Annotated in this window: 18 protein-coding genes; 8 read left to right on the forward strand and 10 right to left on the reverse strand. The window is 69.2% G+C overall.

The features are described 5' to 3' along the window. Nucleotides 1-102: 102 nt before the first annotated feature. Nucleotides 103-675: a transporter gene (locus FV222_RS03680; RefSeq protein WP_246685311.1), complete on the reverse strand. Its 573-nt coding sequence runs from the start codon at nucleotides 673-675 to the stop codon at nucleotides 103-105. A 164-nt stretch (nucleotides 676-839) separates the two neighbouring features. On the opposite strand from FV222_RS03680, the gene FV222_RS29320 reads away from it, so the two are divergent. Continuing rightward, nucleotides 840-1136 carry a hypothetical protein gene (locus FV222_RS29320; RefSeq protein WP_187277205.1) on the forward strand — a complete coding sequence of 99 codons (297 nt, stop codon included), beginning with the start codon at nucleotides 840-842 and terminating at the stop codon, nucleotides 1134-1136. An 86-nt stretch (nucleotides 1137-1222) separates the two neighbouring features. Here the strand turns inward: FV222_RS29320 and FV222_RS03690 are convergent, their stop codons facing one another. Beyond that, nucleotides 1223-1900: an HD domain-containing protein gene (locus FV222_RS03690; protein WP_147761656.1), complete on the reverse strand. Its 678-nt coding sequence runs from the start codon at nucleotides 1898-1900 to the stop codon at nucleotides 1223-1225. A 113-nt stretch (nucleotides 1901-2013) separates the two neighbouring features. Here FV222_RS03690 and FV222_RS03695 point away from each other — a divergent pair, with 113 nt between their 5' ends. The 5 genes from FV222_RS03695 (at nucleotide 2014) to FV222_RS03715 (ending at nucleotide 7581) form a co-directional block, all read left to right on the forward strand. Further along, a complete protein-coding gene (locus FV222_RS03695; protein WP_147761715.1) occupies nucleotides 2014-2982 on the forward strand; it encodes a GlxA family transcriptional regulator in 969 nt (322 codons plus the stop codon). A 335-nt stretch (nucleotides 2983-3317) separates the two neighbouring features. Beyond that, a complete protein-coding gene (locus tag FV222_RS03700) occupies nucleotides 3318-4388 on the forward strand; it encodes a 2-keto-3-deoxygluconate permease (protein ID WP_147761657.1) in 1071 nt (356 codons plus the stop codon). A 1-nt stretch (nucleotide 4389) separates the two neighbouring features. After that, a complete protein-coding gene (locus FV222_RS03705; RefSeq protein ID WP_147813015.1) occupies nucleotides 4390-5700 on the forward strand; it encodes a four-carbon acid sugar kinase family protein in 1311 nt (436 codons plus the stop codon). Next, on the forward strand, nucleotides 5697-6704 hold the full coding sequence (gene pdxA / locus FV222_RS03710) for a 4-hydroxythreonine-4-phosphate dehydrogenase PdxA (protein WP_147761659.1): 1008 nt from the start codon (nucleotides 5697-5699) through the stop codon (nucleotides 6702-6704). The genes FV222_RS03705 and pdxA overlap by 4 nt, the downstream gene beginning before the upstream one ends. Nucleotides 6705-6807: 103 nt before the next feature. Further along, nucleotides 6808-7581, forward strand: coding sequence for a DeoR/GlpR family DNA-binding transcription regulator (locus FV222_RS03715; RefSeq protein WP_246685312.1), 774 nt, complete (start codon nucleotides 6808-6810; stop codon nucleotides 7579-7581). A gap of 19 nt (nucleotides 7582-7600) precedes the next feature. Here the strand turns inward: FV222_RS03715 and FV222_RS03720 are convergent, their stop codons facing one another. From FV222_RS03720 to ugpB, 6 genes are all read right to left on the reverse strand, one after another. Continuing rightward, nucleotides 7601-9088: a TIGR00366 family protein gene (locus FV222_RS03720; protein WP_246685313.1), complete on the reverse strand. Its 1488-nt coding sequence runs from the start codon at nucleotides 9086-9088 to the stop codon at nucleotides 7601-7603. Nucleotides 9089-9287: 199 nt separating this feature from the next. Continuing rightward, nucleotides 9288-10334 carry an alpha/beta hydrolase gene (locus FV222_RS03725; RefSeq protein WP_147813016.1) on the reverse strand — a complete coding sequence of 349 codons (1047 nt, stop codon included), beginning with the start codon at nucleotides 10332-10334 and terminating at the stop codon, nucleotides 9288-9290. Nucleotides 10335-10360: 26 nt separating this feature from the next. Further along, a complete protein-coding gene (ugpC, locus tag FV222_RS03730; protein WP_147813017.1) occupies nucleotides 10361-11476 on the reverse strand; it encodes a sn-glycerol-3-phosphate ABC transporter ATP-binding protein UgpC in 1116 nt (371 codons plus the stop codon). Further along, on the reverse strand, nucleotides 11476-12309 hold the full coding sequence (ugpE, locus tag FV222_RS03735) for a sn-glycerol-3-phosphate ABC transporter permease UgpE (RefSeq protein WP_147761663.1): 834 nt from the start codon (nucleotides 12307-12309) through the stop codon (nucleotides 11476-11478). Before ugpE ends, ugpC begins: the two co-directional genes overlap by 1 nt. Continuing rightward, complete coding sequence (locus FV222_RS03740; RefSeq protein ID WP_147761664.1) at nucleotides 12309-13190, reverse strand: ABC transporter permease subunit; 882 nt, start codon at nucleotides 13188-13190, stop codon at nucleotides 12309-12311. The genes ugpE and FV222_RS03740 overlap by 1 nt, the downstream gene beginning before the upstream one ends. Before the next feature lie 44 nt (nucleotides 13191-13234). Further along, nucleotides 13235-14578 (reverse strand): sn-glycerol-3-phosphate ABC transporter substrate-binding protein UgpB, encoded by a 1344-nt coding sequence (ugpB, locus tag FV222_RS03745; protein ID WP_147761665.1) that lies wholly within the window; start codon nucleotides 14576-14578, stop codon nucleotides 13235-13237. A gap of 380 nt (nucleotides 14579-14958) precedes the next feature. Here ugpB and FV222_RS03750 point away from each other — a divergent pair, with 380 nt between their 5' ends. Further along, on the forward strand, nucleotides 14959-16173 hold the full coding sequence (locus FV222_RS03750) for an ABC transporter substrate-binding protein (RefSeq protein WP_147813018.1): 1215 nt from the start codon (nucleotides 14959-14961) through the stop codon (nucleotides 16171-16173). 44 nt (nucleotides 16174-16217) lie between these two features. Here FV222_RS03750 and FV222_RS03755 read toward each other — a convergent pair whose 3' ends face one another. Beyond that, complete coding sequence (locus FV222_RS03755; RefSeq protein ID WP_147813019.1) at nucleotides 16218-17654, reverse strand: carotenoid oxygenase family protein; 1437 nt, start codon at nucleotides 17652-17654, stop codon at nucleotides 16218-16220. Between the two features lie 165 nt (nucleotides 17655-17819). On the opposite strand from FV222_RS03755, the gene FV222_RS03760 reads away from it, so the two are divergent. Next, the gene (locus FV222_RS03760; RefSeq protein ID WP_246685314.1) at nucleotides 17820-19055 is read left to right on the forward strand and encodes a lytic murein transglycosylase; all 1236 of its coding nucleotides are present in this window, start codon (nucleotides 17820-17822) and stop codon (nucleotides 19053-19055) included. A 305-nt stretch (nucleotides 19056-19360) separates the two neighbouring features. On the opposite strand, the gene FV222_RS03765 is transcribed toward FV222_RS03760, so the two are convergent. Further along, nucleotides 19361-20290, reverse strand: coding sequence for a hypothetical protein (locus tag FV222_RS03765; RefSeq protein ID WP_147813021.1), 930 nt, complete (start codon nucleotides 20288-20290; stop codon nucleotides 19361-19363). Nucleotides 20291-20419: the final 129 nt, after the last annotated feature.

Raw genomic sequence — 20419 nt, forward strand, 5'->3', positions numbered from 1 at the left:
ACCCCATCATGCGGCGGCCTCGCGCCGACCGCGAAGAGAAGCGCGTGACCCGCGGGAGCGATACAGCCGGAACCCAAAAACGTCGATCAGGAGAAGCTTGCCTCACGAACCCCAATCAGAGAAGACTCTGAGGTCGAGGTTGAGAAAGTCCGGGTAGTACGTGCCGGTGGCCGACCGCGTGTCGAAGAAGGTGCCGTAGAGGACGTTGCCCGTCAGGTTCCAGCCGTCGCCATTGTACGTGATGGCGAAGCGCTGGTGCAGCACCGGATTCTGGATGACGATCTTCGTGTCGCTCGGGAGGTACGCGCCGAGCAGGTAGCTGAAGTTGAGGTCGTGGCCGAGCTTCCAGGCGACCTGGGCGGCAAGCAGCGTCTGCCCGAACCCGCTCTGGTAGGCCGCGCCCCGCGTGCTCGATGCGGTGATGGGCTGCAGCACGACGAATTGCAGCCGTCCGCCGACGATGTCGGCCGGCGTCGCCCAGATGAAGGACGGCAGGTTGACGTTCGAATCGGTGCCGCGCGGGGCGATGTCCCGCGAGCCGAAGCTCGACGTGTCGATGAAGTAGAGGCCGACGGGCAACGGCGCGCCGGGGGCCTGCCCCACGGTCTGCCCGGGTTGCGCCGAAGAGCCTGCCGTCGCGGGGGCGGCCGCCAGCCCGAAGATCGACGCGGCCACGGCTGTGACCTTCGTCGCCTGCATGAAACCCGCGCTCGTCATTCCACCGATCATGCCAACGTCCATGCCACCCCGTCGTCGGGTCCGCCCGTATGGCATGGCGCCGGAAATCCTGTCGCTCACTTGTGCGCAAGACGAAGCGTTGCACTGCGAGCGTCGCCATCGTGCAACGCTTCGAGCGCTACTCTCAAGCGCCACGTCAGCACAAGCAGACCGAGAGGAAACTAGAAGCAGCCCCTGTGGCGATCCTTGAACTCGGCTTTGAACATATCGCCGGTGAAGAGTTCCCCCTTGGCATCTTCGATGCGAACGTTCGCATGGCCGGCGTCGATCCAGCGGCGGGCGAGGACGACGGCGCTCGCCGCCATCTGGCGCGTCTGTTGGAGGACGCCTTCCTGGGCGTGGGCGGTGATGACGTAGAGCGCGCGTTGCGGGGGAGCATCTGCCATCCCGCGGTTTAAGCCGCGCTCCGCCCACGCCGCTTTCTCACACGTTAAACAATTCTCGTTTTCGGCGGCATCGCCTTCGCTCCGGCGCGCGGGGCGGCTCAGTCGTGCTGCCCGCATCCGCAGCCCGTCGCGTGGGTGCCACCGGGCCAGCGCGAGGCCCGGATCACGCTGCAGAAGTTCCCCTTGCGGAACGCCGGCTCCTTGTCGGCGATGACGTCGGCCTTGACGTTGCCGAAGGTCGTGTCCGGCTTGTGCCGGATGCCGTCGTAGAAGGCCTGGATGATGTCCTCCTTGAAGTCCGGCGTCCGGGGGAAGACCGAGACCACCGCGGCGCGCTCGGCGTCGGAATACTGGTCGTAGGTCAAGCCGAGCACGTCCATCTCGACGCCGGCCGTGACGAGCGCGACCACCGGGTGCATGTGGACCGGGATGCCGGGCGTGGTGTGCAGGGCGATGGCCGTCCACACCGTGTAGACGTCCGCCTCCGGCACGCCGTGCGCCTTCAGGAAGTCGCGCGCCGCGTTGGCTCCGTCGACCTCGAAGCGCGCGTCGGCGCTGCTGTGGTCCGGCATCAGGCCGACGTCGTGGAACATCGCGCCGGCGTAGAGCAGCTCGCGGTCGAAGCGCAGGCCCTGCCGGACGCCGGCCAGCGCGCCGAACCGATAGACCCGGCTTGAGTGGTTGAAGAGCAGGTCGGTCTCGGTGTCGCGCACGAAGGCGGTGATCGCCTTGGCGAGCGCGCTCTCGGGGATGGCGGCGTCTGACGGGGTGCTCATGGCGGATCTCCTTTGCGCGGGGGCGTTCCACGAGCTACGGACCCCCACGCCCGTCAGCAATCGTCTTGACACGACGATCTCTGCCATCGTGCGCGCAGCGTCAGCCATGGAGCCTGCATGGCCCCCGATCCGTCGCCGTCCTCGCCCTTCCCGGCGTCCAGCTTCTCGACGTGGCCGGACCGCTCGACGTGTTCGCGGAGGCGAACGCCCAGAGCGGCCGGGACGCCTACGCACTCGCCGTCGTCGGAACGGAGCCCGGCCCCATCATCACGTCGTCCGGGCGTGGCCTGGTCGCGGATTGGGTCGCGCCAGACGCCGCGCCGGCGCAGTTCGACACCCTCCTCGTCGCCGGCGCACCGCGGATCCGGGAACTGGAGGTTCGGCCCGACCTCTTGGCGTGGCTCGGCCGGGCCGCGGAGGGCTGCCGACGCTACGGCTCGGTCTGCAGCGGTGCGTTCCTCCTCGGGCAGGCCGGCCTGCTGGACGGCAGCCGGGTGACGACGCACTGGGCCGTGGCGGAGGCTTTGGCGGAGCACTATCCCGCGGCGATCGTCGAGCCCGACGCGATCTGCCTGTTCGACGGGAGGTTGCGGACCGCCGCCGGGGTGACGGCCGGCCTCGATCTCGCCCTGGCGCTCGTGGACGAGGATCTCGGCGACGAGATCGCACGCCGGGTCGCGGCTCAGCTCGTCATGTTCTTCAAGCGCGGCGGCGGCCAGATGCAGTTCAGCCGCCGCGGGGTGAGCGCCCCGGTCGGACGCTCCGCCCTGCAGGCGGTGCAGCGCTGGATCGCCGCCCACCCCGCGGAGGACCACGGCGTCGAGCGCCTCGCCGAACGGGCCGGGATGAGCCCGCGCCACTTCGCGCGCCTGTTCCTGGCCGAGACCGGCCTGACGCCCGCGGCCTATGTCGAGACCGTGCGGATCGAGGCCGTCCGCCGCCTGCTCGAAACGAAGGACGCCGCCCTCAAGCAGGTGGCCGACGCTTGCGGCTTCCGCGACGCCGACACCCTCCGGCGCGCATTCGTCCGCCGGGTCGGCACGACGCCGGCCGAATACCGGCGCCGACAGGCGGGGCCCTGACCGACGCCTGACGTCGAAAGGCGTTTTAGGGCGGGGGTTCGGGAAGTATCCGCCTTCGGTCGGGTACCGCCTCACACGTAGCCCTTGAAGCGGACGTAACCGCCTCACCGCACGCGATGTCTTCGCGCTACGTGCGTGACACCTGTCTAGGGGCGACGCGGTGCCCAAGCCAGGATTCGCGGTGACAGTCGAACGATGGGGATCGCGTATTTTAAGCGAATTTATAGACAGCATGCGCAAACAGTGCAGAATGAATGTGTCGAACGGCGTCGTCGTGGGCTGTGTCGGCGCAAAAACCAATAAATCTGCGCGGAATGCGCAGGGAGGAGCCCGAGATGCAGATCCCGATCAAGCGGGCGATCGAGGCCGTGCCCGGCGGCATGATGGTGGTGCCGTTGCTCGCCGGGGCGCTCATCGCCACCTTCTTCCCCGGCACGCCGAAGCTTTTCGGCTCGTTCACGGGCGCCCTGTTCTCGGGGGCGCTGACGATCCTCGCCGTCTTCTACGTGTGCATGGGAGCGAGCATCGATTTCCGCGCGACGCCCTACATCGCCAGGAAGGGCGGCACGCTGCTGCTGGTGAAGGTCGGCATCGCCGTGCTTCTGGGCCTGGTCTTCGGGCGCGTGCTGGGCGAGGCGCCGGTCGCCGCCGGCATGTTCGCGGGCCTGTCCACCCTGGCGGTCGTCGCGGCGATGAACGACACGAACGGCGGCCTCTACATGGCGCTGATGGGCCAGTACGGCCGCCCGCGCGACGTTGGCGCCTACACGGTGATGTCGCTGGAGAGCGGGCCGTTCCTCACCATGGTCACGCTCGGGGTCGCGGGGCTCTCGGCCTTTCCCTGGCAGACGCTGGTCGGGGCCATCCTGCCGCTCCTCGTCGGCATGATCATCGGCAACCTCGACCGTGAGATGCGCGCCTTCCTCGGCCGCGCCATCCCCGTGATGATCCCGTTCTTCGCCTTCGCGCTCGGTGCGGGGCTCGACCTCACCAAGGTCTGGCAGGCGGGCCTTCTCGGCCTCGCGATGGGCGTCGCCGTGGTGGTCGTCACGGGCATCCCGCTGTTTTTCGCGGACCGTCTCACCGGCGGGACCGGGGTCGCCGGGATCGCTGCCGCCTCGACCGCCGGAAACGCGGCTGCGGTGCCCGCGATCGTGGCCTCGGCCAACCCGGCCTATGCCGACGCCGCAGGTCCGGCGACGATCCTGGTGGCCGCCTGCGTCGTCGTCACGGCCATTCTCGTCCCCGTGGCGACGGCCTGGGCCGCGCGGCGGTTCGGCGATCCCGTGGAAGCCGAACTCTTGGAGGCCGATCCCGAGCTGGCGCCCGCCATCCGCGTTCCCGCTTCGGATCGCATGGCCCGCCCGAACCACTCGGCCGGCCCAGACCGCGTCGCTGGGCGCTGACATGGCCGACCGCTGGCTCATCCTCGCCGACGACCTGACCGGCGCCGCCGACTGCGCCATCGCCTTCGGTCGCCGCGGCCGTGCGGCGGCGGTGAGCTGGGGCACAGCGACTCAGGGCACCGGGACAGGATTCGGCTCTGCGGATCTCCTGGTGTTGTCCTACGATGCCGACAGCCGGGGCCTCTCCGCCGCGGCTGCCGCTCAGCGGCACGCCCAATGCCTGAGGCGCCTCCACGATCCGGACCGGATCCTATTCAAGAAGATCGACTCGACCCTGCGTGGCCAGCCCGCCGCCGAGACCGCCGCAGCGATCCATCACTTGAAGGGCCGGACCGAGGCCGGCCGCGCCGGGACCGTGTTCGGAATCTGCGCCCCGGCCTTTCCGGCCGCCGGGCGCACGACCGTCGGCGGCCGCGTCCACGTCGACGGCCGCCCCCTTGAGGACGCCGAAGTCTGGACGCGTGACCACAGCTACGCGAACGCCGACCTGGCCTTTATGCTGGGCACGGCCGGCGTCGCGACGAAGGCCGTGCCGCTGGCCATGGTGCGCGGCCCGGGCTTCGCGTCGCAGCTCGAGCAGATCGCCGCCGCGGGCGATGTCGTCGCCATCTGCGATGCCGAGACCCAGGAGGATCTCGACTGCATCGCCGCCGCGGGCTTGCGCATCGCCGCCGCGGGCTTGCGCATCGCCGCCGCGGGCCTGTCATCGTTCTTCGTCGGCAGCGCCGGCCTCGCGCACGCCCTTGCCGCGGTCGAGGCGAGTCCGCCGCTCGCGCCGTTGCGGATTGCGCCGCACCGTGGCGGCAGCTTGATCGTGGTGGGATCGCTCGCGGCAGCCTCCCGCGCGGCCACCCGCAAGCTCGCCGCCCTGGACGGCGTCGTCCACCTGCCCGTTCCGTCCGAGACCCTCCTGCGCGATCCCGGCGACTTGGCCGCCTCGCTCGCGCATGTCGAGATCGCGATCGCCGCCGGGCACGACGTCCTGGTCGAGATCGCGATGGAGGGCGTTCCCGACATGGCCCTCGGCCCCCGCCTCGTGCAAACCCTGGCCGACGCGCTCGCGCCGTTGGGTTCCGGGATCGGCGCGTTCGCGGCCACCGGGGGTGAGACCGCCTCAGCCCTCCTGTCGCGCTTCGGAGTCGAAGGCATCCGCCTTGTCGACGAGATCGAGCCCGGCGTGTCCCTCGGCCTCACGCTCGGCCGCCTCGCCATCCCCGTCGCGACGAAGGCGGGCGCCTTCGGCGACGCCGACAGCCTCATCCGCATCCGCGAGCGCTTGCGTGCGGTCCGCATCGAAGGAAGCTTCTCATGACACGTCCGACCATCGCCATCACCATGGGTGATCCGGCCGGCATCGGCCCCGAGATCATCATGAAGGCGCTCGCCCACGCCGAGGTCCAGGCCCTGTGCCGTCCGCTGATCGTCGGCGATGCCGGGCGACTCCGGCAGGCGGGCGAGATCGTCGGGTCGCGGGTGCCGGTCGATGCCCTGACGGAGGTCGGCGAGGCCGACTTCGACACGGGGGCGGTGCAGTGCATCGACCTCAAGGTCGTCCCCGCCGACCTGCCGTTCGGGCAGGTTTCTCCGGTCGGCGGCGAGGCGGCCTACCGCTTCATCGCCAAGGCGGTCGAGCTGGTGCAGGCGGGCGAAGCCGGCGGGATCTGCACCGCGCCCCTGTCCAAGGAGGCGCTGCATGCCGCCGGCCACAAGTTCCCTGGCCACACCGAGATGCTGGCCCACCTGACCGGCACGCCGGAGGTCTCGATGATGCTGGTCTCGCCCAAGCTCCGGGTGATCCACGTCACGACGCATATCGGCCTCATCGACGCGATCGCAAAGATCGAGCCCGGCCTGGTCGAGCGCGTGATCGCGCGGGGGCATGCCGTGCTGGTGAAGGCCGGCATCGCGAACCCGAAGATCGGCGTCTGCGCGATCAACCCGCATGCGGGCGAGAACGGCCTGTTCGGCCACGGCGAGGAGGCGGAGAAGATCACGCCGGCGGTCGAGGCCTGCCGGGCCAGGGGGTGGGACGTACGCGGCCCGCTGCCCGCCGACACGCTGTTCTTCCTCGCCGGCCGCGGCGACTACGACATGGTCGTCGCGATGTACCACGATCAGGGTCACGGCCCGATCAAGGTGCTGGGTCTCGAGGCCGGCGTGAACATCACCGTGGGCCTTCCGGTGATCCGCACCTCGGTCGATCACGGGACCGCCTTCGACATCGCCGGCAAGGGCGTCGCCGACGAGCGCAGCCTGATGGAGGCCCTGCGGCAGGCGGTCGACCTCGCTCCAAAGGCGGCGCCGGCTTCTACATAGCCAGCCGATCCACCCTCGGGCATGATGGGCCCTTCGCTCGGTCGGAGCGGAGGGCGGATCGGGCGCACCGGATCATCTCGGTAGGGTCGTCGTCCTCATGTCGATGCGGAGCAAGGCGCGTCAGGCGCTGCTGCTGGAGGCGCTGAAGCTCGGCGAGATCGACGTCGACGACGTCGCCGCCCGCCTGGACGTTTCGGCCTCAACGGTCCGGCGTGACCTCCAGGTCCTCTCCGCCACCCGGGCCGTCCGCCGGACCTACGGCGGCGCGATCCTCGCCGGGCACCCGGTCGAGACGACCTTGGCCGAGCGCTTGGCCGTGAACGGGCCCGAGAAGCTCGCCATCGCCCGCAAGGCGATCACGCTGGTCGAGGATGGCGACACGCTGATCCTCGACGCCGGCTCCACGGTCGCCGCGTTCGGGCAGTTGCTCGCCAAGCGCCGCCTGCGCATCGTCACCAACAACCTCGCCCTGCTCCCCGCCCTCGCCGAGGCGCCGGGGATCGAGCTCGTGGTCCTGGGAGGCGCCCTGCGGGCCACCAGCATGAGCACGGTCGGCCCCCTCGCCGTCGAGGCGCTTCGCCTCATGACCGCGGATCACGTCGTCCTCAGCGCCGACGGGGTGGTGGCGGGTCGCGGCCTCTGCGAGGCGAGCCTCGATCAGGTGGCCCTCAAATCCCTGATGATGCGCCAAGCGAACGGGGTGATCGTACTCGCCGACGCGAGCAAGCTCGGCCGGGCCGAGCAGAACGCCTGGGCGGCGCTTCCGCGACGGTGGACACTGGTTACGACGTCGGACGCGCCGAGGGATCAGGTGCAGCGCCTCGCGGATGCCGGCGCCGCCGTCCTCGTCGGCCAAAGCGCGTCGCGCAAGCTCTGACCGTCCCGCCGCCGCGCCCTCACGGCATGACGGGCGGATGGTAGGTCAACGTGAAGGCCAGGGCCCAGAGCAGGAACAGCACCAGCGGCAGGTGGACGATGAGCTGAAGGAAGCTGAAGCCGACGATGTCCCGCGCCTTCAAGCCGATGATGCCGACCAGCGGCAGCATCCAGAACGGGTTGATCAGGTTCGGCAGCGCTTCGGCGGCGTTGTAGATCATCACCGCCCAGCCGAGGTGGACCTTCAGCTCGTTGGCCGCCTGGAGCACGTAGGGCGCTTCGAGCAACCATTTGCCGCCGCCCGAGGGGACGAAGAAGCCGAGGATCGCCGAGTAGACGCCCATCGTCAGCGGGAAGGTGCCGGCGGTGTTGAGGTTGACGAAGGCATGGGTGATCGCATCGGACGCCGAGGCGCCGGCCGCGTTCTTCGGCACCGTCAGCATCCCGCTGATCGCCGCGTAGAGCGGATACTGGATCAGGATGCCCGCGATCGCCGGCACCGACTTCGAGACGGCCACGAGGAAGCGCTTCGGCCGCCAGTGCAGCAGCAGGCCGAGGGTGAGGAACAGCAGGTTGTAGGTGTTGAGGTTCGAGATCGCGACGATCCACGACTGGCGGGTGAATTCCTGCACGATCCAGCCGCCGGCGATCACCACGAGGAGGATCGTCAGGAGCGGCGAGTGCTCCAGCCACTCGCCCGGCTTGCGCGGCGGCGGGATGTCGGTCGATTCGCGGCTCACGTCGACGCCCAGGGTCTCGGCGGTGACGGCGGTCGCCCCGCGCGGCGCCGAGGCGTAGGCGATCGCCACCGAGACGACGAACAGGATTGCCGCGATCAGCATCGACTGCCACAGGAAGATGGTCTCGCTGAACGGGATCACGCCGGATATTGCGAGCAGACTCTTGGTCAGGCTCGCAGGGTTGGCCTGGAGTTGCGCCGCCGACGAGCTGAGACCGAGCGCCCAGGTCGCGCCGAGCCCAAGATAAGCCGCCGCGCCCGCGGCCCGGTAATCCATCCGCAGGTCCGTCCGCCGGGCGAGCGCCCGGACCAGCAGGCCGCCGAAGATCAGGCTCAGGCCCCAGCTGAGGAACGACGAGAGCATCGTCGCCCCCGCCACGAAGCCGACTGCCCCGCGACCGGTCCGGGGCACCTGCGCCATGCGCTCGATCAGCGCCCGCACCGGTGGCGAGACCGCCACGACGTAGCCGCCGATGGTGACGAAGGCCATCTGCATGGTGAAGGGGATCAAGCTCCAGAAGCCATCGCCGAAGCTCTTGGCGACGGACGCCGCCGGCGCGCCGTTGGCCAAGACGCCGAGGGCGACGATCACCACCGCGATGGCGACGAAGATGAAGGCGTCCGGAAACCAGCGCTCGGCCCAAGCGGTGAAGCGGATGCCGAGACGTTCGAGCGTTCCGGACGCCGGCGACGTGCCGGGATCGGTTGCCGGCACAGGCTTGGAGGGAACAGGCTTGGACAGGGATGGATCAACGGGCGCGATCGCCATGGATGTCCTCTGAGCTTCGGCTCTCCGCGGCCGAAGCCGCAACGATGACACGCCCGTGCTCGACCTCGAAAACGGGCCCTGTTCAAGATCGTGACAGCCGGCCGCGATCGTGGAGGCTGTCGGCTCGCCCGAGGCCCACCGCGTCAAGGCAGGCCACGTCGTCCAATACCTATCGCACGCACTGGGGCGGTCCCTTACGTCAGCGATCGAGATGGCGATTGAAGAAGGACGCGATCTCTTCGAACGCCTCCTTCACCTCCGGGACGCGATCGTCCCGGTAGAATTGCGCGTGCGACTGCCCCTCGAAGACCTGGAGCGCGGCCTCGACCCCGGCCTGCCGGAGCTTGCGGTGCATCCGGACGGTGTTCGAGAGGAGGAGGTCGCGCGTGCCCGTCGTCAGGATCGTCGGCGGGAACCCGCGCACGTCGCCGTTGATCGGCGAAAGCAGGGGATCGGAAAGGTCGTGCCCCGCGGCGTAGAATTTCGTGGCCGCGTCACAGAATCCGGTCGGCGAGACCAGGACGTTGTCCACCATCGCGTTGGTCTGGAACGAGTCGCCGCGCTGCGTCGCGTCCGACATCGGCGTGCCGGGCGCGATCGCCCCGGGCAGCGGGAGGCCTTCCGCCTTGGCCCGCAGCATCATCTCGAGGGTCAACGCGCCGCCGGCCGAGCTTCCGAAGACCGCGATCCGACCGGGGGCGGTGGTCTGAAGCACGGCCTTGTAGACCGTCATGCCGTCGTCGAGGGCCGCCGGGAAGAACGCCTCTGGCGGCATCCGGTAGTCGACCGCGATGACTTTCATTCGGCCGAAGCCGGCCAGCAGCATCGCCTCCGGCAGGGCGGCCTCGCGGGGGTTGAGGACGTAGCAGCCGCCGTGGACGTGGATCGCGATCCGATCGCGGTTCGCGGCGGGGATGTCGGCCGGGGTGATCGTGTACGCCCGCACGCCGTCGATCATCGTCGGCGCCACGCTCACCCGCAGGCGCTCCGACATCGGCCCGATCTGCGGGGCGACGAGGGTCGCGAAGCCGTCCGAGAGTTGCTTCCAGCCGTCGGGCGTCGTCGGCGGCTTGTCCCAGTTCGTCCGCAGCGGCTGGGCGATGATCGCCTGCAGGGCCGGGCTTACGGTGTCGGGCACCGGGATCGTCTTGGCCGGCACCTCGCGGGGCGAAGGCGGCGCGGCTTGAGCCCAGGCTGCAGACGGGCCCGCGAGGCAGGCGAGGATGGCGGCGGTCATGAAGCGCATGCGGTGCGTCCTGCGATAGAACACGGTCAGGTTCTCGCATCTTCAGGCGAGCCGGCGTCCATCGTGCGTGAGGATGCGAGCGTCGGCTCGATCCGCAAGCCGGTCGTCTGGTCGAAGAGGTGGATGTGGGCTGCGGGAAACGAGACCTGGATGGCGTCGCCCACAGGCGCGCCGTTGGCGACCTTGAGCGTCAGCGACGCTTCGTCCGGGCGTCCGGCATGCACCAGCATCTCGGAGCCCAGAAGCTCCACGACCTCGACCAGCCAGGCCATGCCCGTTGCGTCGAGCGCGACGTGTTCCGGCCGGATGCCCAGGACCACCCGGTGGCCGTCGGGCCGGTCGAACCGCCAGGGCCCGAGCGCGACGTCGGCGTCAGCCACCCGCACCGTCGTGCCGTCGCGCCCGAGGGTGCCGGGGAGTAGGTTCATCGCCGGCGAGCCGATGAAGCCCGCGACGTAGGTGTCGGCCGGGCGCTCGAACACCTCCGTCGGCGTCGCCAGCTGCACCGGCACGCCCTGGTGCATCACGAGCAACCGGTCGCCCAGCGTCATCGCCTCGACCTGATCGTGGGTGACGTAGAGGCTCGTCACCTTCAGCCGGCGCTGGAGGCGGCGGATCTCGCCGCGCATCTGCACCCTCAGCTTCGCGTCGAGGTTCGACAGCGGCTCGTCGAACAGGAACAGCTTCGGGTCGCGCACGATGGCGCGCCCCATGGCGACGCGCTGGCGCTGGCCGCCGGACAGCTGGCGCGGCTTTCGATCGAGCAGCGCTTCCAAGCCCAGGAGGGCCGAGGCCGCGTCGACCTTCGCCCGGATCTCGGCGCGGGGAAGCCCGCGGATCTTCAGCGCGTAGGCCATGTTCTCGAACACGCTCATGTGCGGGTACAGGGCGTAGTTCTGGAACACCATCGCGATGTCGCGCGCCGACGGGTCGAGGTCCGTGACGTCGCGCCCGTCGATCAGGACGCGCCCGGCGGTCGGCGTCTCGAGGCCCGCCACGATGCGCAGGAGGGTGGATTTTCCGCAGCCCGACGCGCCGACGATGACGAGCATCTCGCCGTCCGCCAGGGCGAGGTCGACGCCCTTCAGGATTTCATTGTCGCCGAAGCTCTTGCGCAGGCCGTCGAGTCTCAGGCCCGCCATCACTTGTCACCCTCCGTCAGGCCCTTCACGAACCAGCGCTGCATGACGAGCACCACCGCGACCGGCGGGATCAGCGCCAGCACCGCCGTCGCCATGACCTTGTTCCATTCGGTGGCGGTGTCGACGCCGACCATCTTGACGATGCTGATGACCACCGTGTCGAGCTTCGGATCGGTCGCGACCAGGAGCGGCCACAGGTACTGGTTCCAGCCGTAGACGAACAGGATCACGAACAGGGCCGCGATGTTGGCGCCCGAGACCGGGATCAGGATGTCCCGCAGGAAGCGCAAGGGGCCTGCCCCATCCATGCGCGCCGCCTCCACGAGCTCGTCCGGAACGGCGAGGAACGTCTGTCGGAACAGCAGCGTCGCCGTGGCGGAGGCGACGAGGGGAATCGTCAGCCCCGTGAAGCTGTTGATGAGGTCGAGGGAGGACATGACCTGGAAGGTCGGGATCAGCCGCACCTCCACCGGGAGCATCAGCGTCAGGAAGATCAGCCAGAAGGCGGTCATGCGGAAGGGGAAGCGGAAGAAGGTGACGGCGTAGGCCGAGGGCAGCGACAGGGCGATCTTTCCGAACGCGATCGCCAGCGCCATCGCGGCCGAGACGAGCAGCGAGCGCCACACCGGCCCGGCCCCCGCCGACCCGTTCACCAGCACGTCGCGGTAGACGCCGAGGCCGGAGAGGCTCGGGACGAGCGAGACCTCGCCGCGGGCGATCGAGGCCGAATCCTGGGTCGAGCCCGCGACGGCGATCCAGATCGGCAGGGCGAACAGCAGGATCGCCAGGATCAGCACGGCATGCGGGATCAGGGCGGGCATCCTCCGGCGCATCAGGTGGCGGCCTTTCGCCCGAGGAACCGGAACTGCAGGGCGCAGAGGACGATGACGCCGGCCATCAGCACCACGGACTGCGCGGAGGACGAGCCGACGTTCGCGTTGACCACGCCGTCGAGGTACACCTTGAGGACGAGCGTCTGGGTCGATTGGCCCGGCCCTCCGCCGTTCACCGCGTAGACGGTCGCGAAGGTGTCGAAGGCCGCGTAGACGAGGTCGACCACGAGCAGGAAGTAGACCGTCGGCATCAGCAACGGCAGGACGATGGTGCGGAACCGGCGGACGCCGCGGGCGCCGTCGATGCGAGCCGCCTCGATGATCGTCTTCGGGATGGCCTGGAGGCCCGCCAGGAAGAAGATGAAGTTGTAGCTGACCTGCTTCCAGGCGGCGGCCAGCACCACGAGCGCCATGGCCTGCGTGCCGTCGAGCTTGTAGTCCCAGGCGATCCCGATCCGGTTCAGCCAAGCCCCGACGAGGCCGATCTGCGGGTGGAACATCAGCACCCACAGCACCGCCGCCATGGCCGGCGCCACCGCGTAGGGCCAGATCAGCATCGTGCGGTAGAAGGCGCGCCCGCGGATCTCGGTGTCGGCCAGGACCGCGAGCACCAGCGCCACGCCCATCGCGATGGCGGTCACGCAGGCGCAGAACACCAGCGTCCGCCCGATCGCGGCGAGGTAGAGCGGATCGCCGAACAGGTCGGCGAAGTTGTCGAGGCCGACGAACTCGGTGCTGGTGCCGAAGGCGTCCTCGCGCTCCAGGCTCGACTTGATCGCCTGGAGGGCCGGCCAAAGGAAGAAGGCGCCGGTCAACACCAGTTGCGGCAGGATGAGCAGCGCCGGGAGCACCCGGCCCGGGAACAGCGTCCGTCGTTCCATGTGGGGAGTGCCTTGGTCGGGACTGCCTTGCGCCGGCCGCCGCGTCAGCCGCGCGCAGATTTCTGGAAGTCGCGCAGCACGCGGTTCCCGCGCGCGACGGCGCCGTCCATGGCCGATTGCGCGGTCTGCTGGCCCTGGAGCGCCTTCTCGATCTCCTCGTAGAGGATCGCGCGGATCTCCGGCAGGCGGCCGAGGCGCAGGCCGCGCGAGTTCGGGGTCAGCTCCCCGCGGGAGAGCTGCCGCGCCGGAACGTCGGTGCCGGGATTCCTGTCGAAGTAGCCCGCCTGCTTCGTGGCCTCGTAGCCGGCCAGCGTCACCGGGACGTAGCCGGTGTTCTGGGCGTAGAGGGCGACCTGCTCGGGCTTCGCGAGGAAGGCGTAGAAGGCCGCGACGCCCTTGTACTCGGCCTCGCTGCGCTTGGGCGCCGTCATCGCCCACAGGCTGGCGCCGCCGATGATGGAGTTGTTCGGCCGCGGGTTCAGCGCCGGCTCGGTCGGCAGGAAGGCCTCGGCGTACCGGAACTTGGCGTTCTTGACGATGTCGGCGCGGCCCGAGGACGAGCCGAAGCCGATCGCGGCCTGCCCGGAATAGAAGACCGCGTCGGGCGCGCCGTCGCGGCCGGCATACTTGAAGGCGCCGTCCTTCGAGAGGTCGAGGAAGCGCTGGAGTTGGTCGACGAAGGGCTTGGTGTTGATGAGCAGTTCCGCGCCGAGGCCGTCATAGCCGTCGTTCTCGGTGGCGTAGGCGAGGTTCTGGATTGCGGCGTATTCCTCGAACTGGATCCAGGTCATCCAGGCCGAGGTGCTGGCGATGGGCGTGGCCGCCTTCGACGCGAGGGTGCGGGCCGCCTTGGCGAAGTCGTCGTAGGTGGCCGGCGGCTTGTCCGGGTCGAGCCCCGCCTTCTCGAAGGCGTCGCGGTTGTACCACATCACCGCCGTCGAGGAGTTGAACGGCATCGAGGCGAGCTTGCCGTCGGCCAAGCTGTAGTATCCGCGCACGCCGGGGATGTAGGCCTTGGGGTCGAGGGCGAGCCCGGTCTCCTCCGCGAGCTTCCAGGCCGGCTTGATGGCGGGGCCCGCCTGCAGCATCGTGCCCGTGCCGACCTCGAAGATCTGGACGACGTGCGGCGCCTTGCCCGCGCGGTAGGCCGCGATCGCCGCCGTCAGCGTCTCGGGATAGGTGCCCTTGAACACCGCCTCAAGGGTGACCTCGGACTGGCTCGCGTTGAAGTCGCGCGTCAGCCGCTCGACCTCCTCGCCGTTCGCGCCCGACATCGCGTGCCAGAGCACGATGGGCGTCCTGTCCGCGGCCGAGACGGAGGCCGAGGGGCGAAGCGCCGTCCACGCGGCGAGGCCGCCGACGCCGGCCAACAGGACGCGACGATCCATCCAAAACCCTCCCGGCGGCGGGATCGACCTGCCCGTTGACGTCGGGCTTGAAGCGCGATCCCGCGGCGGCATCGCACCGGACGGCGCGACGCTCGTGCATTCACCATGCACGGACCGGCGCGCGGAATAAAGCGCTCCGCGGCGCGGTCCCGCGATTTGGCCTCGGACCTCCGAGGTGCCGTCCCGGTCGGTTTGCCGACTTCACGTCCGCGCTCGGAGGCGATATCGGCTCATCCCGCATCGCAGCACCCGCTCGCAACGATCGATTGGTTTCATTGCTGTATTCCGTTGGCTTCTCAAGACGCCGCGACGCTTGACGCTGGGATGTCGGGCGTGCCCTCCTGGGTTCAACAATAACCGATCTCGGAGGACCGCCCGCCATGGCCTCGACCCGGTGCTGCATCCTCACGGCCGCGCTCGGCCTCGCCATCTCGGCGGGCTCCGCGTTCGCCGAGCCGATCCACGTCAAGGTCGGCGTCCTCAACGACATGTCCGGCGTCTACGCCGACACCGGCGGCAAGGGCTCCGTCGTCGCCGCGCAGATGGCGGTCGAGGACTTCGCCAAGGTAAACCGGGACGTGCAGGTCGAGGTCGTCGCCGCCGACCATCAGAACAAGCCCGACATCGGCGCCGCCGTGGCGCGACAATGGTACGACCGCGACGGCGTCGACGCGATCCTCGACGTTCCCACCGCCTCGGTGGCCCTGGCGGTCAGCCAGGTCACGCGCGAGAAGAACAAGGTCTTCATCGATTCAGGGGCCGGGACCACGGAGCTGACGGGTAAGCAGTGCTCGCCGAACACGATCCAGTGGACCTACGACACCTACGCCCTGTCGCACGGCACGGCCGGCGCCATGCTCGAGCGCGGCGGCGACGCGTGGTACTTCCTCACCGCCGACTACGCGTTCGGCCTCTCCCTGCAGAACGAGGCCACCGCGGTGATCGAGAAGGGCGGTGGCCGCGTCCTGGGTTCGGCCCGCGTGCCGTTCCCCGCCACCGATTTTTCGTCGTTCCTGCTTCAGGCGCAGTCCTCGGGCGCGAAGGTGGTCGGGCTGGCCAACGCCGGCGGCGACACGATCAACGCGATCAAGCAGGCGCACGAGTTCGGGCTGACCGATAGCGGGCAGAAGCTCGCCGCGCTGCTGATCTACGTCGTCGACGTGCACGCGATCGGCCTGCAGACCGCGCAGGGCCTGGTGCTGACGGAGTCGTTCTATTGGGATCTCAACCCGGGGACGCGGGCCTTCTCCGAACGCTTCTACAAGTGCAACGGCGACGCCATGCCGACCATGAACCACGCAGGCGTCTATGCCGGGTTGTCGCATTACTTGAAGGCCGTGGCCGCGACGAAATCCACCGATCCGCAGGCGACGATGGCCTGGATGAAGGCCAACCCGACGGACGACCCGCTGTTCGGCAAGGGGACTATCCGGGCGGACGGCCGCAAGGTGCACCCGATGTACCTGTTCGAGGTGAAGGCGCCCTCGGAGTCGAAGGGGGCGTGGGACCTCTACAAGCTCCTCGACACGATCCCGGCCGACAAGGCCTTTCGCCCGCTCGGGGAAGGCGGCTGCCCCCTGGTCGGCAAGCCGTAGAGGGCACGTCGTGGAGAGCAAGCCGGCGTGACGGGGCAAGCCGTTCAGGCCGGGTCGCGCGCGGCAAACCAGTTGCCGTGGAAGCCCGGCGGGATCCGGTGCCCGAGGTGGATTGCGGCGACGGGCGGCGCCTCGAAGGCGCGCGCATCAAGGACGACGAAGTCGGTCGTGTCGCTTGCGGTGTCGATGACGAGTCCGACGAGCCATCCCTCGTCCTCGCCGGCCTCAGGGGCCGCCGGCACGAACACGAACTCCCCCGGCACGCTGCCGGCGCCGAACTCGTGCACGCGCCGCGCCCCCGTCGTCAGGTCGTGCTTGTAGATCTGCGTCGCGCCTTCGAGCTGCGTGTTGCCGTCGGCCGGGACCGAGACCGCGTAGACGTAGCGGTGCGGTCGCCCGAAGCGGCGCTCGTCGATCCTCGGAAATTCCTGCGCCGCCGGATCGACCACCCGCCGTTCGACCCGCGCCGTGGCGGGGTCGACGGTCCAGCGCTCCAGCCGGCCCGGCTTGTCGAGACCGCCCGCGGCCGAGGCGAACACGCTGTCGTAGGCGACGACGTCGAGGACCACCCGCCCGTCCGCCTCGTCGTAGGCGTTGCCGACGTGGAACACGAAGCACGGATCGAGCGGGCACCACGTGATGTCGGCGGCCGTCCCGTGCCGGGGGAGCAGGCCGAGGCGGGCGCGGTGGGCGGGGTTCCAGCGGAACGGGAAGCGGTGGCCTGCCACCACCGCCCGCATCGAGAAGGTGAGGGGCAGGTCCAGCACCACCGCGAAGCGCGCCGTGATCGCGCAGTCGTGGATGCAGGGGCCGTGCTCGACCGGGATCGGCAGGTCGCGCACGACGCGGCCGGCGGGCGAGAGGACGACGTGGCGCACGCTGTCCCAGACCCGGCCGTCGTAGGCGATCGCATGCGTCTCCCCGGTCTCCGGGTCGCGGTGCGGATGCCCGGTGAAGGAGCCGGAAAGCGTCCCCTCGAACGGATCGTAGGCTTGCGTCTCCAAGTCGTCGGACAGCGCGACCGGATAGCTGCCGGCCTCGACCAGGGCGAAGGCGCGGCCGCCAATCTCGACGACGTTGGTGTTGACGGTGTCGTCGCCTCGGCGCGGTCCGGGGGCGGCGGGTCGGCCGAGCGCCGCCGAGGCCGTCCGCGAGCCGATCCAGCGGTTGCGGTACCACAGGGCCTTGCCGCCCGCGATGCGGAGGCCGTGCACCATGCCGTCGCCCAGGAACCAGTCGTGGCCGCGCGTCGTCGGGCGAGCCGGGTTGGCGCCCATCTTGAGGTAGCGCCCGTCGAGCCCCGGCGGGATCGTCCCGGTCACCGGCAGGTCCCGCAGCGTCAGCTCCGCGCGCATCGGCGCGTGGACGCCGACCACGAACGGGTGCTCCGTCCCCGGCAGGCGCAGCCGGTTGCCGGCCGCCACCAGCGCGACGAGGCCCTCGGCGGCGGCACGGACGGTCAACGTAACAGGGTTCGGCATCGGTCGAGGGGTCCAAGCGTGGTGCGGGGACGAGAGCCGTGGTGAACCGTGACGGGTGCGCCGGGGCGCGACCGCACACGCGCCTTGAGCGGGATCGAGAACCGACATAGGGCCCATGGGCTTCCTCCGGCAATGCGATCGCCGTCCCGCCGCCGAGAACCGATGATGCGCCTCGCCCGCTTGCTCCGCGCTGCTACCCTCCCGCTGGTCTTGGTAACGGCTCCGGCGACGGCCGGCCCGGCATCTTCGGAGACACCTCCGGAGGCATCGTCCTGGGCCGACTGCCTGGGCAGGATCGCCGCCGACGCGCAGGCAAGCGGGGTGCCGCAGGCCGTGGCGGACGGGCAGCTCTCCGGCTTGGCGTCCAACCCGGGCGTGCTGGAGGCGACCCGCGGCCAAGCCGAGTTCGTCAAGCCGATCTGGGCCTACCTCGACGCCACGATCACCGAGGCGACCATCGCCGAAGGGCAGCGCAAGCTTGCGGAATGGGCCACGATCCTCGAGGCGATCGAGCAGCGCACCGGCGTCGACCGCTTCACCCTCGTGGCCTTCTGGGGCGTCGAGTCGGGCTACGGCAAGGTCCTCGACGACGCCGCGATCGTCCGTCCGGTGGTGCAATCGCTCGCGACGCTGGCCTGCGGCGATCCCGGCCGACCGGGCTACTGGCGCGACGAGCTCATCGAGGCCCTTCGCATCCTCGCGCAAGGGGACGTGCCGCCCGCGCGCCTGACCGGCTCGTGGGCCGGTGCCATGGGCCATACCCAGTTCATGCCGAGCGTCTACCGCGCCCACGCCGTGGATTTCGACGTCGACGGCCGGCGCGACCTCTGGTCGGCTCCCGACGCCCTCGCTTCGACGGCGAACTACCTCGTCGCCATGGGCTGGCGCCGCGGCGAAGCCTGGGGCAGCGAGGCGGCGCTGGGAGAGCGCTTTGACTACGCGCTGGCGGACGAGACCACCGCGCGCAGCCTCGATGCGTGGCGTGGGGTCGGCGTGACGCCCGTCCCCCAGCGCGAGGGGGACGGCGCCGCGCAAGCGACCCTCGTCGTCCCCGCGGGCGCGGGCGGTCCGGCCTTCCTGCTGCGGCCGAACTTCTCGGCGATCCTGCGCTACAACACGTCGCTGTCCTACGCGCTCACCGTCGCGCACCTGTCGGACCGCCTGCGCGGGCAAGCCGCCTTCGCCCGCGACTGGCCCCGCGGCGACCGCGCCCTGACCGAAGCCGAGCGCCGCGACCTGCAAACCCGCCTGGACGCGCACGGCCACACGGTCGGCGTCGTCGACGGCCGGATCGGTCCGAAGACGCGGGCCGCGATCCGCGCCTACCAGGCCGCGACCGGCCTCCGCCCGGACGGCTATGCCGACGTCGCCCTGCTGGAGCGGCTGCGGACGGCGCCGTGAGGCCATTCCGCAGCGAGTCGAGGCAGGCCGGCTTGCGGTTGGCCGATCAGAAGTCGGCAGTCTGCGCTCGAATGTCTGCCTGATCCCCGCGCGTGCGGGGATCAGGCGATCCTCCAAACCTCATGGGGCTCGCCCATGTGTCGCTGGAACCATAATAGGCCCGCAAATAGGGGTGTTTCCAACACATAGTGGTCGCTCATAAGCCCGCAAAAGGCATGGAAGAAGGACCGCGGTAAGATCTGGCAGGTAATAAAAAAAGCCCCATCCGGCGGATGGGGCTGCTGTGGAGTAGGATAATCGCGAACTTACGACACATCTTTTCGTCGGTAAAAACTTGCTTTAATAATCTTTGGGTCGAACGCCGGTCTAACCCCGGCAGCTATCAATCTCGATTTTAGGCCTACAGGAGAATCTTTGCGGTCCTGTGCCAGTTCGTACAGCGAAACATATTCGAGCCGGAAGCATTTGAGTTCTTGTTCGCTTACGACATTAATCATCGCATGCGTGAGTGGATTTACGGCCCGAACGGTAGTAATTATACCTTGGTTCATTAAAGTTTTTGCGACGCCAGAGGTTGTCCGAAGATATTTCATAATCTCTCGCTGGGTCAGGCCCGGCAGTTCCGGTTCCTTCAAAAGCGCCCTCACCTCATCCGCATTTACGAGGATCGCAGCGATTCCACGGCTGCCGACGAGCCTACCTACCCAATCGAGCTTGCGACCGACGATCAAGGAAATGATGTCGATCGAGTTGCGTGTTGCGGCCTTGGCGGCGTGCGTGATCTTGAAGACGCCTTTCCCGGCGCGATCCACCGGAACTGCATCGCGGGCAAGAAGTTCGAGGAGGGCGTCGACATCGGTTCGCGAGACACCGTGCGTCCCCAAGCCACCCGCGTTCGTATCCGCCATCACGAACCGTCGGATCAGGCCCGAATTCACCAGGGCGTCCGCGATCTTCCTGCCGACGTTCAAACGTCGGGCGGCAGAGATCAGCGAGATCGTGTCACTTGCGTCGACCAACACCGCAGATGCGGCGCGAGCGTCGAATATGACGTGATGGTCGAGACGTCCGGCATGGTCGGACGGTAGGAGGCCGTTGGCGGCAAGGACCTTGCGTAGCCTCTTGGGTTGGGTGCCCGTCGCCAGCGTGGCAGTCCGGATCGAGTGTACGCGCCGGTCGGGGAAGGCACGACCGAAAAGCTCGTCGTCCGGTCCGACGGGAAGGGTCTCGTGCACGTTGGTCAGCCCCCATTGAAGTGGTCCGCCCTTTGGTATGGCTTTTGAGCCTGGAGGACGGACGAGATGGCAAAGCACCCGAAGCCCGAGGAGATCGTCGCGAAGCTACGTCAGGCGGACGTTCTGATC

The sequence above is a fragment of the Methylobacterium sp. WL103 genome, assembly GCF_008039885.1.
In the GTDB taxonomy this organism is placed as follows: Bacteria; Pseudomonadota; Alphaproteobacteria; order Rhizobiales; family Beijerinckiaceae; genus Methylobacterium; species Methylobacterium cerastii.